The organism is Sphingomonas sp. S2-65, from assembly GCF_021513175.1.
Classification (GTDB): Bacteria; Pseudomonadota; Alphaproteobacteria; order Sphingomonadales; family Sphingomonadaceae; genus Sphingomonas.
Genome location: NZ_CP090953.1, coordinates 2,629,781 through 2,647,265, shown reverse-complemented (window position 1 = coordinate 2,647,265; position 17,485 = coordinate 2,629,781). Strand labels below are relative to the sequence as shown.

Genomic DNA, 17,485 nt, shown 5'->3' with positions numbered 1-17,485 from the left:
CCCGCCTCCACGCGGGCGCGGCGCTTCAGAAGATGCCGAGGAACTTCTTACGCTGCTCCTTGCGCTCGCCCTTGCTGCGCTTGCCATCTTCGGATTTGGCAGTGGTTCCCTTACCAACGTCGTCGCGAGGCCGGCCTTTATCGTCGCGCTGAGCGCGCGCGTTCGCGCCGGCAAGGACTGGGCCGCAGGCCGCATCCTTTGCGTCCCCGACGTCGACGAAAGCCGCCACTGCCGCAACCGGCGATGCGACCAGCGCCAGCCCCAAACCGACGCCAGCGCGGGCCAGCAGTTCGGGAGTTATCACGTTGATCGAAGGCTGAGAGAAATAGCCGCCGATCCCCACCGGAGATTGTCCGGCAAAGAGGCTGAACTTCTTCGAGTCGGCCCGAAAGGCGAGGTCGAGCGTCTCGTTCTTGAAGGAGAAGCCTCCGCGGCCGAGCATCACGTTCTTGCTCGTATCGATCAGGATGGGATCGGCGGCGGCCACGCCGTTCCGAACGGTGAAGCCCAGCAGCCCGCAATTGATCTGCACCGGTTCCTTGAGCTTCTTCTCGAACATCTTCTGAACGAAGGTGCCGACATCGATTTCCGAAAGCTGGATGTTGCGGGTCCAGAAGCTGCCCTTGGGCAAGATGATGGCGATGCGGCCGTTGGAGTTGGCGAGAGAGTCGCGCACGCTGTTGCCGACCCCCGTCATCTTCACCCGGGCCTTGACCGTGCCGCTGGTGCCCGCCTCCTCCACGCCGAACCCGGCGAGCAGGACGCCCATCGGCGTGGGCGAGAGGCGGATGTCGTAATCGGTAAAGACCGGGTTGCGCCGTGCGTTGATGATGATGTCCGAGGTGACTGTGCCACGCGCCAGGCTGAAATTGAGCGGGCTCAGCTTCAGCAGCCTGTTGTTCAAGGTCAGGCCTAGTTTGATGTTCGACATCGGCAGCCGGTTGGCGCGCACGCGGTTGACGTTCCAGTTGACGCGCGCGTCGAAGTTTTTGAGCGCTTCGATACGCAGTGGAGCGTCGGGGAGAATGCGCGGCGCACCGCCGACGCGCTCGATGGTGCCGGCCCCGCCCTGCGCCTCGATCTTGTCGGGATTGTAGCCGATGAAGGGAGCGGCATCGATGATGTCGAGCGTGCGGGTGGCAAGATCCGCGGTGAGCAACAGGCGCGGCTGCTTCATTGCGACGGTGAAACGTCCGCTTAGATCGCTGTCGCCGAACCGCCCTTTGAGGCGAGTAAATCGCCATTCGTCGCCGCGCCTGGTAACCGCGGCGTTCATCCGATAGCTGCGCGTGTCAGGAACCGCGATGCCGAACATCAGGAAGATGTCGGCCAGGTTGCGGCCGCGCATGATCATGCGCAGGTCCGCGCCTTCCAATTGGGTGAATCCAGGCAACGTTCCGGCAAGGTCGACGCTGGTACGCACAGCCTCCGCGTGGAGCTGAAGCTTGTTCTCGCCGCCGGAGACCGTCGCGTTGGGGGACAGCAGCGAGCCCGACATGGTGAAGCGCGTGCCCCGCGCAGTGCCGTTTCCGTCGAAGCGGATGCTGTTCTCGACCCGCGTGTCGCGTGCTTCCACGGTGTGGACGCGGATGGCCGCTTCGATCCGCATCCTGGGATCGAGATAGCGGACCATCGTGCCCTGGACGATGCCTCGCCGGATCGCCGGCAACTCGAACGGGTCGCCGCCTTCGTCGCCGGACTTGAACGTCCAGGTGTTACGCCGCCCCGCCCTGTCCCACTGCAGGTCGACATGGGCGTCCTGCAGGCCCAGCCAGTTGAACCGGTATTTGTGTGTGACGATGCTCCAGGTGGAGATGCGGCTGTCCACCTTGGCGGCCGAGAAGAAGTTGCCGCGGCCGGCCCAGTCCGGGTTGGACACGGTGATGCGCTCGGCCACGAACTTCACGTTGATCGGCGCGAAATAGAGCTGGAAGTCGCCTGCCACTTTGACCTGGCGGCCGCTCTGCGACGAAGCGATCCGCTCGAAGCTGTGCTTGAGGAACCGGCCCTTGGTGACGAACAGGATCGTCCAGGCTAGTACCAACAGCCCAATCACGGTCGCAACCGCCGACAGAGTGGCGGCAAGCGGCGTCCCGAGCGCACGGCGCGGCCGTCCCGCCGCGGACGGAGCCGGTGCAGGGTGCGTTGCGGTGGGGGACGGAACGTCTTCGGCCATGAGGGCGTAAATCCCGTGACGCAGGTGAGTTCCGACTCAGTTGCATTGCGGCAAGGCTTCGGTTATGCGCCCGCCTTTCCGCGATCGAGGGACCGTCCGGCTATCAAGGGCTGCCGCGGCTGTCTGCAATCGTCGAACCATAAGGAGACGAAAATGCCCAAGCTCAAGACGAAGAGCGGCGTTAAGAAGCGCTTCAAGTTCACCGCCACCGGCAAGGTGAAGCATGGAGTCGCCGGCAAGCGCCACCGACTGATTTCGCACAACGCGAAGTATATCCGTACCAATCGCGGCACTTCCGTGCTGGCCGATGCTGACGTCGCGCGCGTTGTCGCGTGGGCGCCGTACGGCCTGAAGTAAGGGAGGCCTAGAACATGGCACGCGTAAAACGGGGTGTTACCACCCGCGCCAAGCACAAGAATATCCTGGAACAGGCGAAGGGCTATCGTGGCCGTCGCAAGAACACCATCCGCATCGCGCGGCAGGCCGTCGAAAAGGCCGGCCAGTACGCGTATCGCGACCGCAAGGTTAAGAAGCGGACGTTCCGGGGTCTCTGGATCCAGCGCATCAACGCCGGCGTCCGCGCCGAAGGTCTGACCTATTCGCAGTTCATGCACGGGCTCAAGCTCGCCGGCATCGAACTCGACCGGAAGGTCCTGGCCGACATCGCAATGCACGAAGGTGAAGCGTTTACCGCCATCATCGCGCAGGCGAAGGCGGCTCTGCCCCAGGCCGCCTGAGCGACCTGTAGCAGTTGAGCGACAAAGGGGCGTCGGTGGCAACACCGGCGCCCTTTTTGTTGCCTCACCCGTCACCCCGGCCTTGTGCCGGGGCCCACCGGGAAGCTGGGCGAGAAGCAAGAGGCGCTTAGCGTCTCGCGTGAGGCACCGTGGATCCCGGCACGAGGCCGGGGTGACAAAGAGGACGGGCAGAAATGGCACTCCACACCTGGTGGCTTTACGTCACCGCCGTGTTCCTGATCGCCGGCACCCCCGGCCCGAACATGCTCCATGTGATGGTGCAGAGCATCCACCACGGCCCGCGCCGGGCGCTGTTCTCGATGGCTGGGCTGATGAGCGCGGTGCTGCTGTGCCTGGTCGCCTCCGCAATGGGGCTGGGCGCGCTATTGAAGGCGTCGCCGCGGGTGTTCGACGTGCTGCGCTATGCCGGCGCCGCTTATCTTCTCTGGCTGGGGATCAAGGCATGGCGCGCGCCGGTGAGCGCCGGCACCGACGCCGATCCGCATACCCGCCCCCGCGCCGGTGCACTCTACGTCGCGGGGCTGGGCACCGGTTTGTCGAACCCCAAGCTCATCATCTTCGCGGCCGCGCTGTTCCCGCAGTTCCTCGACGTGAGCCGCCCCTTCTGGACCCAGTTGGCGATCCTGGTCGTCAGCTTCGCGGTGATCGAGGGCGGCTGGTACGTCACGTACGCGCTTGGTGGCCGCTCGCTGGCCCGCTGGCTGGCACCCGCACACCGCCAGCGACGGTTCAACCGCGCGACGGGGGTGATGTTCATCGGCTTTGGCGGTGCGTTGCTGCTGAGCCGGGTATAGGCTTGACGCGACGCCGCGACTGGGGTTCGGCCCTTCACGACATAACGAACGGAATGCGATGACCACCGATCTGAACCAACTTCGCCACGACCTGGTCGCGTCGATCGACGCGGCGGCGGGGCTCGACGCGCTGGAGGCGATCCGCGTCCACGCCCTCGGCAAGCAGGGTGCGGTCACCGGCCTGCTCAAGACGCTGGGCGGCATGAGCCCCGAGCAGCGCCAGGCAGAAGGTCCGCGCATCCACGGCCTGCGTGAGGCGGTGACCGGCGCCTTGACGGCACGCAAGGAATCGCTGGAGGCGGCGGCGCTGGACGCCCGGCTCGCATCCGAACAGCTCGACATGACCCTTCCGGTCGACGGCGTGCCCGCAGGCAGCATCCACCCGGTCAGCCAGGTCATGGACGAACTCGCCGAGATCTTCGCCGACCTGGGCTTTGCGGTGGCGAGCGGCCCGGAGATCGAGGACGACTGGCACAATTTCACTGCGCTCAACATCCCCGAGACGCACCCCGCGCGGGCGATGCACGACACCTTCTACCTCGCGGGGGAGCATGAGCGGCCGATGGTGCTGCGGACCCATACCTCGCCGGTGCAGATTCGCACGATGATGGCCAACAAGCCGCCGATCCGGATCATCGCGCCAGGCCGCGTCTATCGCAGCGACAGCGACGCCACCCACACGCCGATGTTCCACCAGATCGAAGGGCTGGTGATCGACAAGGGCATTACCCTTGGCCATCTCAAATGGACGCTGGAGACCTTCCTCAAGGCGTTCTTCGAGCGCGACGACATCGTGCTGCGCCTGCGCCCGAGCTATTTCCCGTTCACCGAGCCCAGCGCCGAAGTCGATGTCGGCTTCACCTGGACCAACGGCAAGCGCGTGATCGGCGGCAGCGGCGATGCCGTCGGCGGCGGCTGGATGGAAGTGCTCGGCTCCGGCATGGTCCACCGCAAGGTGATCGAGGCCGCCGGGCTCGACCCCGATGAATGGCAGGGCTTCGCATTCGGGACCGGCGTCGACCGGCTGGCAATGCTCAAATACGGGATGGACGATTTGCGGCCCTTCTTCGACGGCGATCTGCGCTGGCTCAAGCATTATGGCTTCTCGGCGCTCGACGTACCCACGCTGAGCGGGGGAGTGGGCGCATGAAGTTCACGCTGAGCTGGCTCAAGGAGCATCTGGAAACCGAAGCCTCGCTGACACAAGTCGTCGAGGCGCTGACCCGTGTCGGACTCGAAGTCGAAGGTGTCGAGAACCCCGCCGAGAGGCTGACCGGCTTCCGCGTCGCGCGCGTGCTCACCGCCGATCGTCACCCGCAGGCCGACAAGCTCCAGGTGCTGAGCGTCGACACCGGCGACGGCGCACCGCTCCAGGTGGTGTGCGGCGCCCCCAACGCGCGCGCCGGGCTGATCGGCGTGCTCGGGCTTCCCGGCGCAACCGTGCCCGCCAACGGCATGCAGCTAAAGGTCTCGGCGATCCGCGGCGTGGAGTCGAACGGCATGATGTGCTCGACGCGCGAGCTCGAGCTCGGCGAGGATCATGACGGCATCATCGAATTGCCGCAGGATGCGCCGGTCGGGACCGCCTTTGCCGACTATGCCCAGCTTGGCGACCCGGTCATCGACGTGTCGATCACGCCGAACCGCCAGGATTGCATGGGCGTGCGTGGCATCGCCCGCGACCTTGCCGCTGCCGGCCTCGGCACGCTCAAGCCGCTCCAGGTATCGCCGGTGGACGGCGAAGGCGCCGGTCCCGACGTCCGCACCGAGGATGCAGGCTGCCCGGCCTTCTTCGCGCAGAGCGTGTCCGGCGTCACCAATGGCGAGTCCCCCGAATGGATGCGCCGCCGCCTGACCGCGATCGGGCAGAAGCCGATCTCCACGCTGGTCGACATCACCAATTATGTGATGATCGACCTTGGCCGTCCGCTGCACGTCTATGACCGCGCCACGCTCAAGGGCGGTCTGGTTGCGCGCAAAGCCACGGCGGGCGAGCAGGTGCTGGCGCTGAATGGCAAGATCTATACGCTCGACGAGACGGTGACGGTGATCGCCGATACCGAGACCGTGCACGACATTGGCGGGATCATGGGCGGCGAGCATTCGAGCGTGCAGCCGACCACCACCGATGTGCTGATCGAGTGCGCGTACTTCGAACCCGAGACCATCGCCCGCACCGGCCAGAAGCTCGCGCTGACCAGCGACGCCCGCCAGCGCTTCGAACGCGGTGTCGACCCGGCGTTCCTGGAAGACGGCCTCGCCATCGCCACCCGGATGGTGCTCGACCTGTGCGGCGGCATCGCCAGCGGCATCACCCATGCCGGCCAGCCGCCGGTGGCGACGCGGACGATCGCCTATGATCCCGCGCTTGCCGAGACTTTGGGCGGCCTTGCCGTGGATCGGGATCGCCAGCGCGACATCCTCACGCGCCTCGGTTTCACCGTGGGCGACGACTGGCAGGTGGTGATCCCCACCTGGCGCCGCGACGTCGACGGCCCGGCTGACCTGGTCGAGGAAGTGATCCGCATCGAAGGCATCGACAATGTCCCTTCGACCCCCTTGGAGCGCACGCCCGGCGTCGCGCGTCCTACCGCCACGCCGGAGCAAAAGCTCGAGCGCAAGCTGCGCCGTACCGCCGCCGCGCGCGGCCTTAACGAAGCGGTGACCTGGAGCTTCATCTCCGAACGCGACGCCGCGGTGTTCGGTGGCGGCGCGTGGACGCTGGCCAACCCAATCAGCGAGGACATGAAGGTCATGCGGCCTTCGCTGCTGCCCGGGCTGCTCGCAGCGGCCGAGCGCAACCTGAAGCGCGGCGCCACCAGCGTGCGGCTGTTCGAGCTCGGCCGGCGCTATCTTGCGGACAAGGAGCGGCTGACGCTGGGCGTCGTCCTCGCCGGCAGCCGCACCCCACGCGGGTGGCAGAACGGCAAAGCGCAGGGCTTCACCGCCTTCGAGGCCAAGGCCGAGGCACTGGCGCTGCTCGAAGCCGCCGGCGCGCCGGTGGCCAACCTCCAGGTCATGGGCGAGGCGGGCGGCGCCTATCACCCCGGCCAATCGGCCACGCTGCGGCTTGGTCCAAAAACCGTGCTAGCCGCGTTCGGCGCGGTGCACCCCAGCGTCGCCAAGGCGTTCGACCTGGCTGGCGACGTCGTCGCAGTGGAACTGTATCTCGATGCGCTCCCAGCCAAACGCGGGACGGGGTTCATGCGCCCCGCCTTCACGCCGCCGGCGCTGCAGGCGGTGACCCGCGACTTCGCCTTCCTGGTGCCCGAGGCACTGGTCGCCGGGGATCTGGTGCGGACCGTGAAGGGCGCCGACAAGGCGCTCATCACCGATGCGCGGCTGTTCGACGTGTTCGTCGGCCAGGGCGTGCCCGAGGGGCAGAAGTCGCTTGCAGTCGAAATCACGTTGCAGCCGGGAGAGAAGAGCTTCACCGACGCCGACATCAAGGCGGTGACCGACAAGGTCGTGGCGGCGGCGGCCAAGCTCGGCGCGATGTTGCGGGGCTGATGTGATCGAGCGGTTCCTCGACGGACTTGCGGCGAAGATGGAGGAGCCGCTCGACACCCGGTACATGATGATCGTGCTGCCGGAGGATCTCGATCCGATGGAGCGGCATCTGCGGTATAGCGTCTCGCTCGACGCCGAACTGCGGCTGGCCGGGCTGGGATGCAGCGAGGGCGGCGCGGCGATGCTGAGCGAAGCCGACGTGGACGGCGGACGCGAGGTGCTGTTCACCGTGGTGGATGTCGACGCGACCGACATCGACCGGGCTCGCGCATTGCTGCGGCTGCATCTGCCGGAGCTGGGCTGCCCGCGCGGTACGCTGGTGCAATACGACCAGCTGGAGGACCGCTATGATGGCGAACGCTGGCTGCTGGCGCAGCCGCTGAGCGTGATCGAGGAATAGCGACAGGGCGTGCCGCCGCCTGGCCGATCCTAATCTAAGTGACTGAAAGCGTTTGGAACTGTGCCTTTGAGAGCCGCGTTTTCAGGCGGTCTGTTACGGAGGTTTGGCATGGCACAGAAAGGCGCGGGCGGTAACCCGGGAGCGATCACGACCAAGGGCGGCGACGGTGCGCGCGGCAGCCTGGGCACCGGGCGCGGTGGCGGGTCGGACACGGGTGCGAAGAAGACCGCCAACAAGAAGTCGCCCGAGGACGGCGACAATGCCGGGCAGAAAATCAGCGGGGCCTAGGCCCACACGGCTGTCGCGGGTGCGTCACCGGGTGTAGCGGCGGCGCACCAGATGAAAGACCAGCCCCAATACCGCCGCCGCGGCGAGGCCCGGCAGGACAAGATGGGCGGTGTCGCGGATGCGGCCGAAAGCGGCTTCGATGGCCTGGCCGAACCAATAACCGAGCGCGACGAACAGCAGGCCCCAAAGAGCCGCAGCGGCGGCGTTGAGGAGCAGGAAGGTGCGGGTGCGCAGCCGGGTGGTGCCGATCGCGATCGGGCTCACTGTGCGGAGGCCGTACAGAAAGCGGAAGGCGAAGACGAACGCGACGGGGTGCTTGTCGAAGGTGCGCAGCGCACGGGCGAAGGCGGGGCGCTGCTGCATCCGCTGGACGCGCGGGTGATCGCGAAAGCGGCGGCCGAGCAGAAAAAACAGCTGATCGGCGACGAAAGAGCCACAAGCCGCGGCGGCGGCTGCCGGCCAGAAGGGCATCAGGCCTTGATGCACCATCGTGCCGCCTAGGAGGACGATCGTCTCGCCTTCGATGCCGGCTCCCAGGAACAGCCCGACCAGACCATAATTCGTGATGATCTGTTCGAGCGTCATCGGAAAGCCTTGCCGGTTGGCGTCTTGGACGCAGTGCCGGCGCAGGAAGGACTCCTTGCGCCGGCACTGCGGTTACCAGATGCGGACGCGGTCCGCAGGGGCGAGATACTGCTTCTGGCTAGGGTCGATCTTCCAGGCGGCATACCATGCGTCGACGTTGCGCAGCGGGTTCACCGCGCGGATCTGACCCGGCGAGTGCGGATCGCTGACCAGTTGCTGGCGGAGTGCCTCGTTGCGGAACAGCGTACGCCAGACCTGGCCCCAGCCGAGGAAGAAGCGCTGATCGCCGGTGAAGCCGTCGATCACCTTGGCCCGCTTGCCGTTCAGCGAGGTGTGATAGGCGTCGAGCGCGATCAGCACGCCGCCGAGATCGCCGATATTCTCGCCCATCGAGGCGCGGCCGTTGATGTGGACGCCGGGGAGCCCCTCGAAGCTATAGGCCTCGTACTGAGCGCCGAGGCGGACAGCCTGCGCCTCGAACTTGCTGGCATCCTCGGCGGTCCACCAGTCGCGCAGCACGCCGTTGCCGTCGGACTTGCGCCCCTGATCGTCGAAGCCGTGGCTGATCTCGTGCCCGATCACCCCGCCGATCCCGCCATAATTGACAGCGTCGTCCGCCTTGGGATCGAAGAACGGGGGCTGGAGGATCGCGGCGGGGAAGACGATCTCGTTCTTGACCGAGTTGTAATAAGCGTTGACCGTCTGCGGGGTCATTCCCCACTCGGCCTTGTCGACCGGCAGCGCGATGCGGTTGCGGCGGTAATCCCATTCGAAGCGGCTCGCGCGCTCGGCATTGCCGACCAGGTCGCCGGGCTTGACCTCGAGCGCGGCATAATCGCGCCACTTCTCCGGATAACCGACCTTGACGGTGAAGCCCTTGAGCTTCGCTTGAGCCTGAGACTTGGTGGCGGGACTCATCCAGGGAAGATTGTCGATGCGCCCGGCAAGCGCGACGCGCAGATTGGCGACGAGCGTGTCCATCTTCGCCTTGGAGGCCGGCGGGAAGTAGAGCGCGACATAGTCGCGGCCAATGCCCTCGCCGATCGCCCGCTCCGTGAAGGCGACCGCGCGCTTCCAGCGATCGCGCTGTTCGGGCTGGCCGTTCAGGAACTTGGAGCGGAATTCGAACTGCGCGTCGACGAAGCGCTTGGAGAGCAGCGGCGCGATGTCGTCGGCGGTGCGGAACGCCTGCCACGCCTTGAGCGTGTCAAGATCGGTGTCGGCATAGAGCTTGGCGATCGCCGGGAAGGCGGTGTTCTGCGCCACGATGATACGCTCTGCCTTGGCGATGCCCGCAGCGTTGCGGAAGGCGTCCCAGGGGAAGCCAGGCGACTGCGCCTGGAGCTCGGCGAGAGTCATGAGGTTGTAGGTCTTGTCGCGGTCGCGGCTCTGGGCGCGGGTCCAGTGCGCCTGGGCGAGCTTGGTCTCCATGGCGACGACAGCGCCAGCAGCGGCCTCGGCATTGGGCCAGCCAGCCATGGAGAGCATCTGCGCAACATATTGGCGATAGCGCGCGACCTGAGGGGCGAACTTGGCGTCGAGATAGAGTTCGCGGTCACCCAGGCCGAGGCCGGACTGGCGGAGATAAAGGGCGTACGTGTCGGGTTGCTTGGCGTCGTCATTGACGCCGGGCGCGAAGAAGCTGGCGCCGAAGCCGCCGAGCGACGCGCCCATCAGCCGGGCGATGTCCTGTTTGGAGGCGGCGGCCTTGATCGGCTGGAGCCGCTGGGTGAGCGGCTGGGCATCAAGGCGCTCGGCAGCGGCTTCGTCGAGATAGCCGCTGTATAGGATCGCCGCCTTCATCCGGTCGGGATGCGCAGTATCGGCGGCGTCGTAGCCCGAGATGAGGCTGCGCAGCCGCATTTCGGACAAGTCGCGCAGCACCGCGAAGGCGCCGTAGGACGAGCGGTCGCCGGGAATCTGGGTCTTGGCGGCCCAGCTGCCGTTGACGAAGCGGAACCAGTCGTCGCCGGGCTTCACGCTGCGGTCCATGCCGGCGATGTCGAAACCCCAGGCGCCATAGCTGGTGGCGGCGGTGGAGTCTGCGGCGGGAGTGGCGGGCGCAGGTGCCGCCTGCTGGCTGATTGCCGGGGCGGCGAGCGCGGCGGCAGATAGCGCAGTCGCCAGCAGGATGTGCTTCAGGTTCAAGGAATCGTCTCCGGAATCAGGCGCTTATCCGCCTTACCCGGGCAATCTACACAGCCGCGGGAGCTTGGCAATCGGCCCCGCGCGTCACCACAGCACGCCGGCCTTGTCGGGGACCATCGGCTGGGGCGCCTCATCGCCGATCGACTGGAGCAAGTCGATCTCGATCGTGCGGCACATCGCCGCGAGCGGCAGGTCGTGCACCGTGTTGGCAAACGGGTCGACCAGATCGTCGCCGATCGCGAGCACGATCAGGAACATCAGCCCGGCGATCGTCGAGCCGAGCGGGGTGGCGATGCCGAGCGATTCGACCAGCCCGATCGGCAGCAAGATGCAGAACAGGTGCGTGAAGATCGTCGGGAAGAAACGGTACTGATTGGGCAGCGGTGTGTTCTTGAGCCGCTCCATTCCGCCTTGGGCATTAGCGATGTCGACCAGCACGCCTTCCATCGCAGTCTGCTGGATGGTGTCGATCCACCCGTTCTGCCGCGCCAGGTTGATGCGGCGGCTGGTGCCGTCGACGATGCCGTTGGCGACGTTGGTGCGTGCAAGCGCGAAGTCCGCCTCGCCGCGCGACAGGAAGCGGTGCACCTCCTGGTCGACCGGCTGGCGGCGCAATTGGCAGCGAAGCGCGTTCACATAGGCGATCTGGCGCAGCACGATGGTGCGCTTCATGTCGCGCGCCTCGCCATCGGGCAGGAAGTTGCGGGCCTGCCGCGCAAGGTTGCGGCTGGCGTTGATCATCAGCCCCCACAGCCCCCGCCCCTCCCACCAGCGCTGGTACGCCGAGTTGCTGCGAAAGCCGAGAAACAGCGCAAGCGCCGAACCAAACAGCGTCAGCGGCAGCGAAGGCGCGCGGAACGGCAACAGGATATAGGTAACGGTGACGATCACGTCCCACACGAACAGAAGCGCGAGCGGCTTCCATATCTCGCGGACCACTTGTTTGAACGACGGGGCGGCGGTGACGATCATGGCAGGATTATACGCATGTTTGGACGAACGGCTCCCGGCTCAGGACTGTTCGGCCGCGGGCAGAGTGCCGGCGTTCGACATGGCGGCGGCGGTGCCGGAGACCGGGCGCAGCTCGAACCATTCGGGACGGTCGATCGCGACCAGGAAGGCAAGCGTGGCGAGACCGAAGGCGAGCATGATCAGCGATGCGCGGAGCTGTTCGAACAGCGACTTCTTGTCTTTGGACTGCATGGGCGACCTCGTTCTTCGTTGGGACGTTCGATCTAGGGGCGCTGACCTGTCGATGTATGTGCGGGACGTAACGTAGTTTTGCTGCGGTGCAGCGAACTGGGGGCATTCAGTGCGTGGCTGATATGGAGACGGGTTGCGCGAGCTGCGATAGCGGGTAAACAGCGGGCCATTCGCAAGGACCCGGTGTAATTCCGGGTGGCTCTTCTGGCCGCCGATCCGCCAGACAACCGCACAAGTGCTCAGCGATCCACCGCTCTCTCGCAGCCGCGTGGTGCTTGTGCCGAATGCATGGTTCTCCTCATGACCGATACGCTGTCGCCCGCCCGCGCAGAATGGCTTCCGAGCGGCGTTCAGGCGCGCCGCGACATCCTGGCGGGCATCGTCGTCGCGCTAGCGCTGATCCCCGAGGCGATCGGCTTCTCGATCATCTCCGGCGTCGATCCGCGCGTCGGGCTCTACGCCTCGGTGGCAATCGCGATCGTCATCTCCTTCCTAGGCGGGCGACCCGGGATGATCTCGGCAGCAACCGCCGCAGTGGCAGTGGTGGTGACCCCGCTGGTGCGTGACCACGGCGTCGATTATCTGTTCGCCGCGACGATCCTCATGGGGGTGATCCAGATCGCGGCCGGGCTGCTGCGGCTCGACCTGCTGATGCAGTTCGTGTCGCGATCGGTGATCACCGGCTTCGTCAACGCGCTCGCCATTCTGATCTTCCTCGCGCAGGTGCCGCAGCTGATCGGCGTGAGCTGGCACAGCTATGCCATGATCGCGGCGGGGCTGGCGATCATCTACCTGGTGCCGCGGGTGACCAAGGCGGTACCCTCGCCGCTGGTGGCGATCCTGGCGCTGGCGGCGATCAGCATCGGCATGGGCCTGCCGGTGCGGACCGTCGGAGACATGGGACAGCTCCCCCAGGGACTGCCCAGCCTGGCACTGCCGCACGTGCCGCTGACGCTCGAGACGCTGCGGATCATCCTTCCCTTTTCGCTCACGATGGCAGCCGTGGGCCTGCTCGAGTCGCTGCTGACCGCGCAGATCGTCGACGACATGACCGACACCGACAGCGACAAGCGCCGCGAGTGCATGGGCCAGGGCGGCGCCAACATGGTCGCGGCGCTCATTGGCGGAATGGGCGGCTGTGCGATGATCGGCCAGTCGGTGATCAACGTGACTTCGGGCGGGCGGGCGCGGCTCTCGACCTTTACCGCCGGTGCGTTCCTGATGTTCCTGCTGGCGGTGCTCGGCCCCTGGGTCGGGCAGATCCCGATGCCGGCGCTGGTCGCGGTGATGATCATGGTGTCGATCGGCACCTTCAGCTGGAACTCGATCCTCAATCTGCGCCGCCACCCGCCGACATCGTCGGTCGTGATGCTGGTGACAGTAGGAGTGGTGGTCGCGACGCGCGACCTGGCAGAGGGCGTGCTTGCGGGGGTGCTGCTGTCGGGGATCTTCTTTGCCGGCAAGGTGCGGCGGATGTTCGCGGTCGAGCGTGACATCAGCGAGGACGGCGGGACGGTGACGTATCGCGTCACCGGCGAGATCTTCTTCGCCTCGGTCGACCGCTTCACCCGCGCGTTTCAGGGCGAGGCCGGTGCGCGCGTCCTGATCGACGTGTCGGATGCGCATTTCTGGGACATCTCCGGCGTGGGCGCGCTCGACAAGATCATCGCCAGGCTGCGGCGCGACGGCAGCGAGGTCGAAGTGACCGGATATAACCGCGCCAGCCGCGACATCGTCGATCGCTTTGCCCTGCACGACAAAACCGGCGTCGAAATGGGTGTGGTGCCGCACTGAAAAGCGCATGTTGGCGGTTGGCGGCTGCCCGTGCGATCCCCATAGATCGGTGCGCACAATCAGGAGTTCGAGCATGCCGACAGTTTTGGTGACCGGCGCGACCGCGGGAATCGGCGCGGCGACGGTCCGTGCGTTCGTGGCCGCGGGCTGGCATGTGATCGCCACCGGCCGCCGGAAGGACCGGCTCGACTCGCTGACGACGATCATCAGCGAGAACCGCATTCATCCCCTCGCCTTCGACGTGCGCGACGAAGCGGCGCTGGATGAGGCGCTCGCTTCGCTGCCCGAGCCGTTTCGCGACATCGACTTGCTGGTCAACAATGCCGGGCTGGCGCTGGGCACCGAGCCTGCACAGGACGCTAAGCGGTCCAACTGGCAGACGATGATCGACACCAATATCAGTGCGCTGGTGACGGTTACCCACAAGCTCCTGCCGCAGCTGGTGGCGCGCAAGGGCGGGATCATCAACCTGTCGTCGGTGGCGGCGAGCTACCCCTATGGCGGCGGCAATGTGTACGGCGCGACCAAGGCGTTCGTGCGCCAGTTCAGCCTGAACCTGCGGACCGACCTGCTTGGCACCGGCGTCCGCGTGACGTCGATCGAGCCAGGCATGGTCGAGACCGAGTTCACGCTGGTGCGTACCGGCAGCCAGGAAGCGTCGGACAAGCTGTATGGCGGGGTGAACCCAATGACTGCGGAGGACATTGCCAAGACGATCCTGTGGGTGGCCGAGCAGCCTGCGCACCTCAACATCAACACGCTGGAGCTGATGCCGGTGAACCAGGCGTTTGCGGGCTTCGCAGTGCACCGCGATAGCTGATCCTTGTTAGAAGGCTGAACCGCTTTCCCTTCGCTTCGTTGGCCCGGACGAAGGGAGAGCGGCCTTGAAGATCCATCATTTGAATTGCGGGACCGATTGCCCGCTGGGTGGCGCGCTGTTCGACGGACGCAGCGTCGGAGTGACCGGGCGATTGGTATGCCATTGCCTGCTGCTCGAGACCGACGCGCATGGGCTGGTGTTGATCGACACCGGCTATGGCCTGCGCGACGTGGACCATCCCCATCGCGACCCCGCCCGGATCACCCGCGCGATGCGGACCATGCTCAACATCCAGCTGCGCGAGGAAGATACCGCGCTTCGCCAGATCCAGGCGCTGGGGTTCACCGCGCAGGATGTGCGGCATATCGTGCTGACGCATCTCGACTTCGACCATGCCGGCGGGCTGGAGGATTTTCCCTTCGCGACCGTGCATGTGATGGACAAGGAGTTCGCCGCCGCGACCGGGCCGCGCACCGGCTTCGTACCGCGCAACCGCTATCGCCCGGCACAGTTCGACGAGGTGCAGAACTGGCGCCACTATGCGAGCACGGGGGAGCCGTGGTTCGGGTTCGACGCGGTGCGCGGGCTGGAGGGACTGCCGCCCGAAATCCTGATGGTGCCGCTGCCCGGGCATACTTGGGGGCACGCAGGCGTGGCGATCGACCGCGGGCGCGAAGGCTGGCTGCTCCACGCCGGCGACGCCTATTTCTACCGCGGCGAGATGCGGCAGGCCAAGCGGCACTGCACGCCCGGGCTGCGCGGGTATCAGACGCTGATGGAGGTTTCGCGCGAGCACCGCATGGCGAACCAGGCGCGGTTGCGCACGCTCTCGATCGAGCAAGCGGACGCGGTGAAGCTGGTGTGCGCGCATGATCCGGTGGAGTTCGAGCGGGCGGTGGCGGGGAAGTTGATGTAAGTCGCCCTCAACTCCTCCCCATGCCGGGGAGGATTGGGCACCGAACCCGGTCGAGGCGTTTACGCCTCCATGATCGTCTTTCTCGACTTCGAAGCTTCGTCGCTGTCCAAGCACAGCTATCCGATCGAAGTCGGCTGGGTGTTCGAGGATGGTCGCTCCGAGGCGCATCTGATCCGGCCCGCACCCGAATGGACCGAATGGGACCCGGCTTCCGAGGCGATCCACCATATTCCGCGCGCGCAGCTGGAGCGCGACGGCACACCGCATGACCACGTCGCGGCGCGGATGATCGACATGCTGGCCGGGCACGAATTGTTCGCCAGCGCACCTTCGTGGGACGGCAAGTGGCTGAGCACGCTGCTGCGCGCGGCGGGGCTGCCGCGGCATAGCCTGAGGCTGCGCGACAGCGACGATTTGTTGCTGGAGACGGCGCGCGAAGCGCTGCGGCCGCGAGTGATTGCGGCGCGGCTGGAGGAGGAAGCGGCCAATCTGGTGGCGCTTGCGCAAGTGCGTGCGGCGGATGCGCCGCCGGCACACCGGGCGCTGGCCGATGCCGCGGAGGAGCGCGAGCGGTGGCTGGCGGTGCGGGCTGCCGGCCAAGCCGTGGGATAGGCCGGCGGCTTGCTCCGAGGCGTGGCAGGGGGTAGCGACGCGCCATGACAGACTCGGCCATGCCTCTGAACTACGTCGACACGCATATCGACGCCGCGCTCGATCGCCTGTTCGCGCTGATGCGCGTGCCTTCCATCTCGACCGATCCGGCTTTTGCCGAGCATTGCCGGACTGCCGCGCAACTGCTCGCCGACGAGCTGAGCGGGCTGGGCTTCGACGCGCGCGTGGCGCCGACGCCGGGGCATCCGATGGTGGTGGCGCATCATGACGGCCCGGAGAATGAGCGCGCGCCGCACGTGCTGTTTTATGGCCATTATGACGTCCAGCCAGTCGATCCGATCGAGCTTTGGCGGCGCGACCCCTTCGATCCGGCAATCGAGACGCGCGCCGATGGCGCGAAGATGATCGTCGGGCGCGGCGCATCGGACGACAAGGGCCAGCTGCGCACCTTCCTCGAGGCGTGCCGCGCCTGGAAGGAAACCGTTGGCACGCTGCCATGCCGGGTGACCATCCTGTTCGAAGGCGAAGAGGAATCGGGTTCGGAAAGCCTGGAGCCGTTCCTCCACGCCGCGGCGGACGAGCTGAAGGCGGATTTCGCGCTGATCTGCGACACGTCGATGTGGGACACCGAGACGCCCGGGCTGACCATCGGCCTGCGCGGCATGGCCGGGGGCCAGGTGACGGTGCACGGCCCGAGCCGCGACTTGCATTCGGGGCTGTATGGCGGCCCGGCGCGCAATCCGCTCCAATTGCTCGCGACGATCCTGGCCGATCTGAAGGATGCCGAGGGCCGGGTGACGCTGGACGGCTTTTATGACGGCGTTCCCGAGCTGAGCGCCGACGTGCAGGCGAGCTGGGACGCGCTGGGCTTCGATGCCGCGCAGTTCCTGGGCGATGTGGGGCTGAGCGTGCCCGCCGGCGAGACCGGCTATGGCGCGCTCGAGCAGAGCTGGGCGCGGCCGACCGCCGAGATCAACGGGATGTGGGGCGGCTATATCGGCGAAGGCTTCAAGACCGTGATCCCGGCCGAGGCGCATGCCAAGCTGAGCTTCCGGCTGGTCGGCGACCAGGATCCGGACCAGGTCTGGGACGCGTTCCAGGCGCATGTCCGCGCGCGGCTGCCGGCCGACTGCACCGCCACGTTCAAGGCACGCGGCGGATCGCGGGCGATCAGCCTGGCCAGCAACAGCGCGCCGGTGGCCGCCACGCGCGCGGCGCTGGATGCCGAGTGGGGCAAGTCCGCGCTGCTGGCGAGCGGCGGATCGATCCCGGTGGTCAATTCCATCAAGACGGTCCTGGGGATGGACAGCGTCATGGTCGGCTTCGCGCTCAACGACGACCAGATCCATTCGCCCAACGAGAAATACGACCTGAAGAGCTTCCACAAGGGCATCCGATCCTGGGTGCGCATCCTGGAACGGCTGGGCGCGATGCAGGCTGCGGAGACGCAGGAGGCCGTGCCCGCCTGACGCGCGGGATGC

Annotated in this window: 17 protein-coding genes and 1 other annotated feature; of the genes, 12 read left to right on the top strand and 5 right to left on the bottom strand. The window is 66.6% G+C overall.

What is annotated here, in order from left to right; genetic code table 11:
- Positions 1-25: 25 nt before the first annotated feature.
- The gene (locus LZ586_RS12395) at positions 26-2,176 is read right to left on the bottom strand and encodes an AsmA family protein (protein WP_235076597.1); all 2,151 of its coding nucleotides are present in this window, start codon (positions 2,174-2,176) and stop codon (positions 26-28) included.
- 153 nt (positions 2,177-2,329) lie between these two features.
- On the opposite strand from LZ586_RS12395, the gene rpmI reads away from it, so the two are divergent.
- The 7 genes from rpmI to LZ586_RS12360 all read left to right on the top strand — a co-directional run bounded on the left by rpmI (position 2,330) and on the right by LZ586_RS12360 (position 7,926).
- Positions 2,330-2,533, top strand: a complete 204-nt coding sequence (gene rpmI / locus LZ586_RS12390) for a 50S ribosomal protein L35 (protein ID WP_184089783.1) — start codon at positions 2,330-2,332, stop codon at positions 2,531-2,533.
- Positions 2,534-2,547: 14 nt separating this feature from the next.
- Positions 2,548-2,913, top strand: a complete 366-nt coding sequence (gene rplT / locus LZ586_RS12385) for a 50S ribosomal protein L20 (RefSeq protein ID WP_146569222.1) — start codon at positions 2,548-2,550, stop codon at positions 2,911-2,913.
- 194 nt (positions 2,914-3,107) lie between these two features.
- On the top strand, positions 3,108-3,728 hold the full coding sequence (locus LZ586_RS12380) for a LysE family translocator (RefSeq protein WP_235076596.1): 621 nt from the start codon (positions 3,108-3,110) through the stop codon (positions 3,726-3,728).
- Positions 3,729-3,786: 58 nt separating this feature from the next.
- A complete protein-coding gene (pheS, locus tag LZ586_RS12375) occupies positions 3,787-4,878 on the top strand; it encodes a phenylalanine--tRNA ligase subunit alpha (protein ID WP_235076595.1) in 1,092 nt (363 codons plus the stop codon).
- Positions 4,875-7,238: a phenylalanine--tRNA ligase subunit beta gene (pheT, locus tag LZ586_RS12370; RefSeq protein ID WP_235076594.1), complete on the top strand. Its 2,364-nt coding sequence runs from the start codon at positions 4,875-4,877 to the stop codon at positions 7,236-7,238. The genes pheS and pheT overlap by 4 nt, the downstream gene beginning before the upstream one ends.
- A gap of 1 nt (position 7,239) precedes the next feature.
- The gene (locus LZ586_RS12365; RefSeq protein WP_235076593.1) at positions 7,240-7,638 is read left to right on the top strand and encodes a hypothetical protein; all 399 of its coding nucleotides are present in this window, start codon (positions 7,240-7,242) and stop codon (positions 7,636-7,638) included.
- Between the two features lie 108 nt (positions 7,639-7,746).
- A complete protein-coding gene (locus tag LZ586_RS12360; RefSeq protein ID WP_235076592.1) occupies positions 7,747-7,926 on the top strand; it encodes a hypothetical protein in 180 nt (59 codons plus the stop codon).
- A gap of 24 nt (positions 7,927-7,950) precedes the next feature.
- On the opposite strand, the gene LZ586_RS12355 is transcribed toward LZ586_RS12360, so the two are convergent.
- The 4 genes from LZ586_RS12355 to LZ586_RS12340 form a co-directional block, all read right to left on the bottom strand.
- Complete coding sequence (locus tag LZ586_RS12355; RefSeq protein ID WP_235076591.1) at positions 7,951-8,511, bottom strand: DedA family protein; 561 nt, start codon at positions 8,509-8,511, stop codon at positions 7,951-7,953.
- A gap of 72 nt (positions 8,512-8,583) precedes the next feature.
- A complete protein-coding gene (locus LZ586_RS12350) occupies positions 8,584-10,659 on the bottom strand; it encodes a M13 family metallopeptidase (RefSeq protein ID WP_235076590.1) in 2,076 nt (691 codons plus the stop codon).
- Between the two features lie 84 nt (positions 10,660-10,743).
- Positions 10,744-11,631 (bottom strand): bestrophin family protein, encoded by an 888-nt coding sequence (locus LZ586_RS12345; protein ID WP_235076589.1) that lies wholly within the window; start codon positions 11,629-11,631, stop codon positions 10,744-10,746.
- A 39-nt stretch (positions 11,632-11,670) separates the two neighbouring features.
- The gene (locus tag LZ586_RS12340; RefSeq protein WP_235076588.1) at positions 11,671-11,862 is read right to left on the bottom strand and encodes a hypothetical protein; all 192 of its coding nucleotides are present in this window, start codon (positions 11,860-11,862) and stop codon (positions 11,671-11,673) included.
- 173 nt (positions 11,863-12,035) lie between these two features.
- Positions 12,036-12,091, top strand: a sequence feature (sul1 is cis-regulatory element that is thought to sense ions involved in sulfur or methionine metabolism; They are found in Alphaproteobacteria).
- Between the two features lie 71 nt (positions 12,092-12,162).
- Here LZ586_RS12340 and LZ586_RS12335 point away from each other — a divergent pair.
- From LZ586_RS12335 to LZ586_RS12315, 5 genes are all read left to right on the top strand, one after another.
- Positions 12,163-13,656 (top strand): SulP family inorganic anion transporter, encoded by a 1,494-nt coding sequence (locus tag LZ586_RS12335; protein WP_235076587.1) that lies wholly within the window; start codon positions 12,163-12,165, stop codon positions 13,654-13,656.
- 73 nt (positions 13,657-13,729) lie between these two features.
- A complete protein-coding gene (locus tag LZ586_RS12330; protein ID WP_235076586.1) occupies positions 13,730-14,476 on the top strand; it encodes an SDR family NAD(P)-dependent oxidoreductase in 747 nt (248 codons plus the stop codon).
- A 64-nt stretch (positions 14,477-14,540) separates the two neighbouring features.
- Complete coding sequence (locus LZ586_RS12325; protein ID WP_235076585.1) at positions 14,541-15,392, top strand: MBL fold metallo-hydrolase; 852 nt, start codon at positions 14,541-14,543, stop codon at positions 15,390-15,392.
- Positions 15,393-15,461: 69 nt separating this feature from the next.
- Positions 15,462-16,004: a transcriptional regulator gene (locus tag LZ586_RS12320; protein WP_235076584.1), complete on the top strand. Its 543-nt coding sequence runs from the start codon at positions 15,462-15,464 to the stop codon at positions 16,002-16,004.
- A 44-nt stretch (positions 16,005-16,048) separates the two neighbouring features.
- Positions 16,049-17,473, top strand: a complete 1,425-nt coding sequence (locus LZ586_RS12315) for a M20/M25/M40 family metallo-hydrolase (protein WP_235076583.1) — start codon at positions 16,049-16,051, stop codon at positions 17,471-17,473.
- Positions 17,474-17,485: the final 12 nt, after the last annotated feature.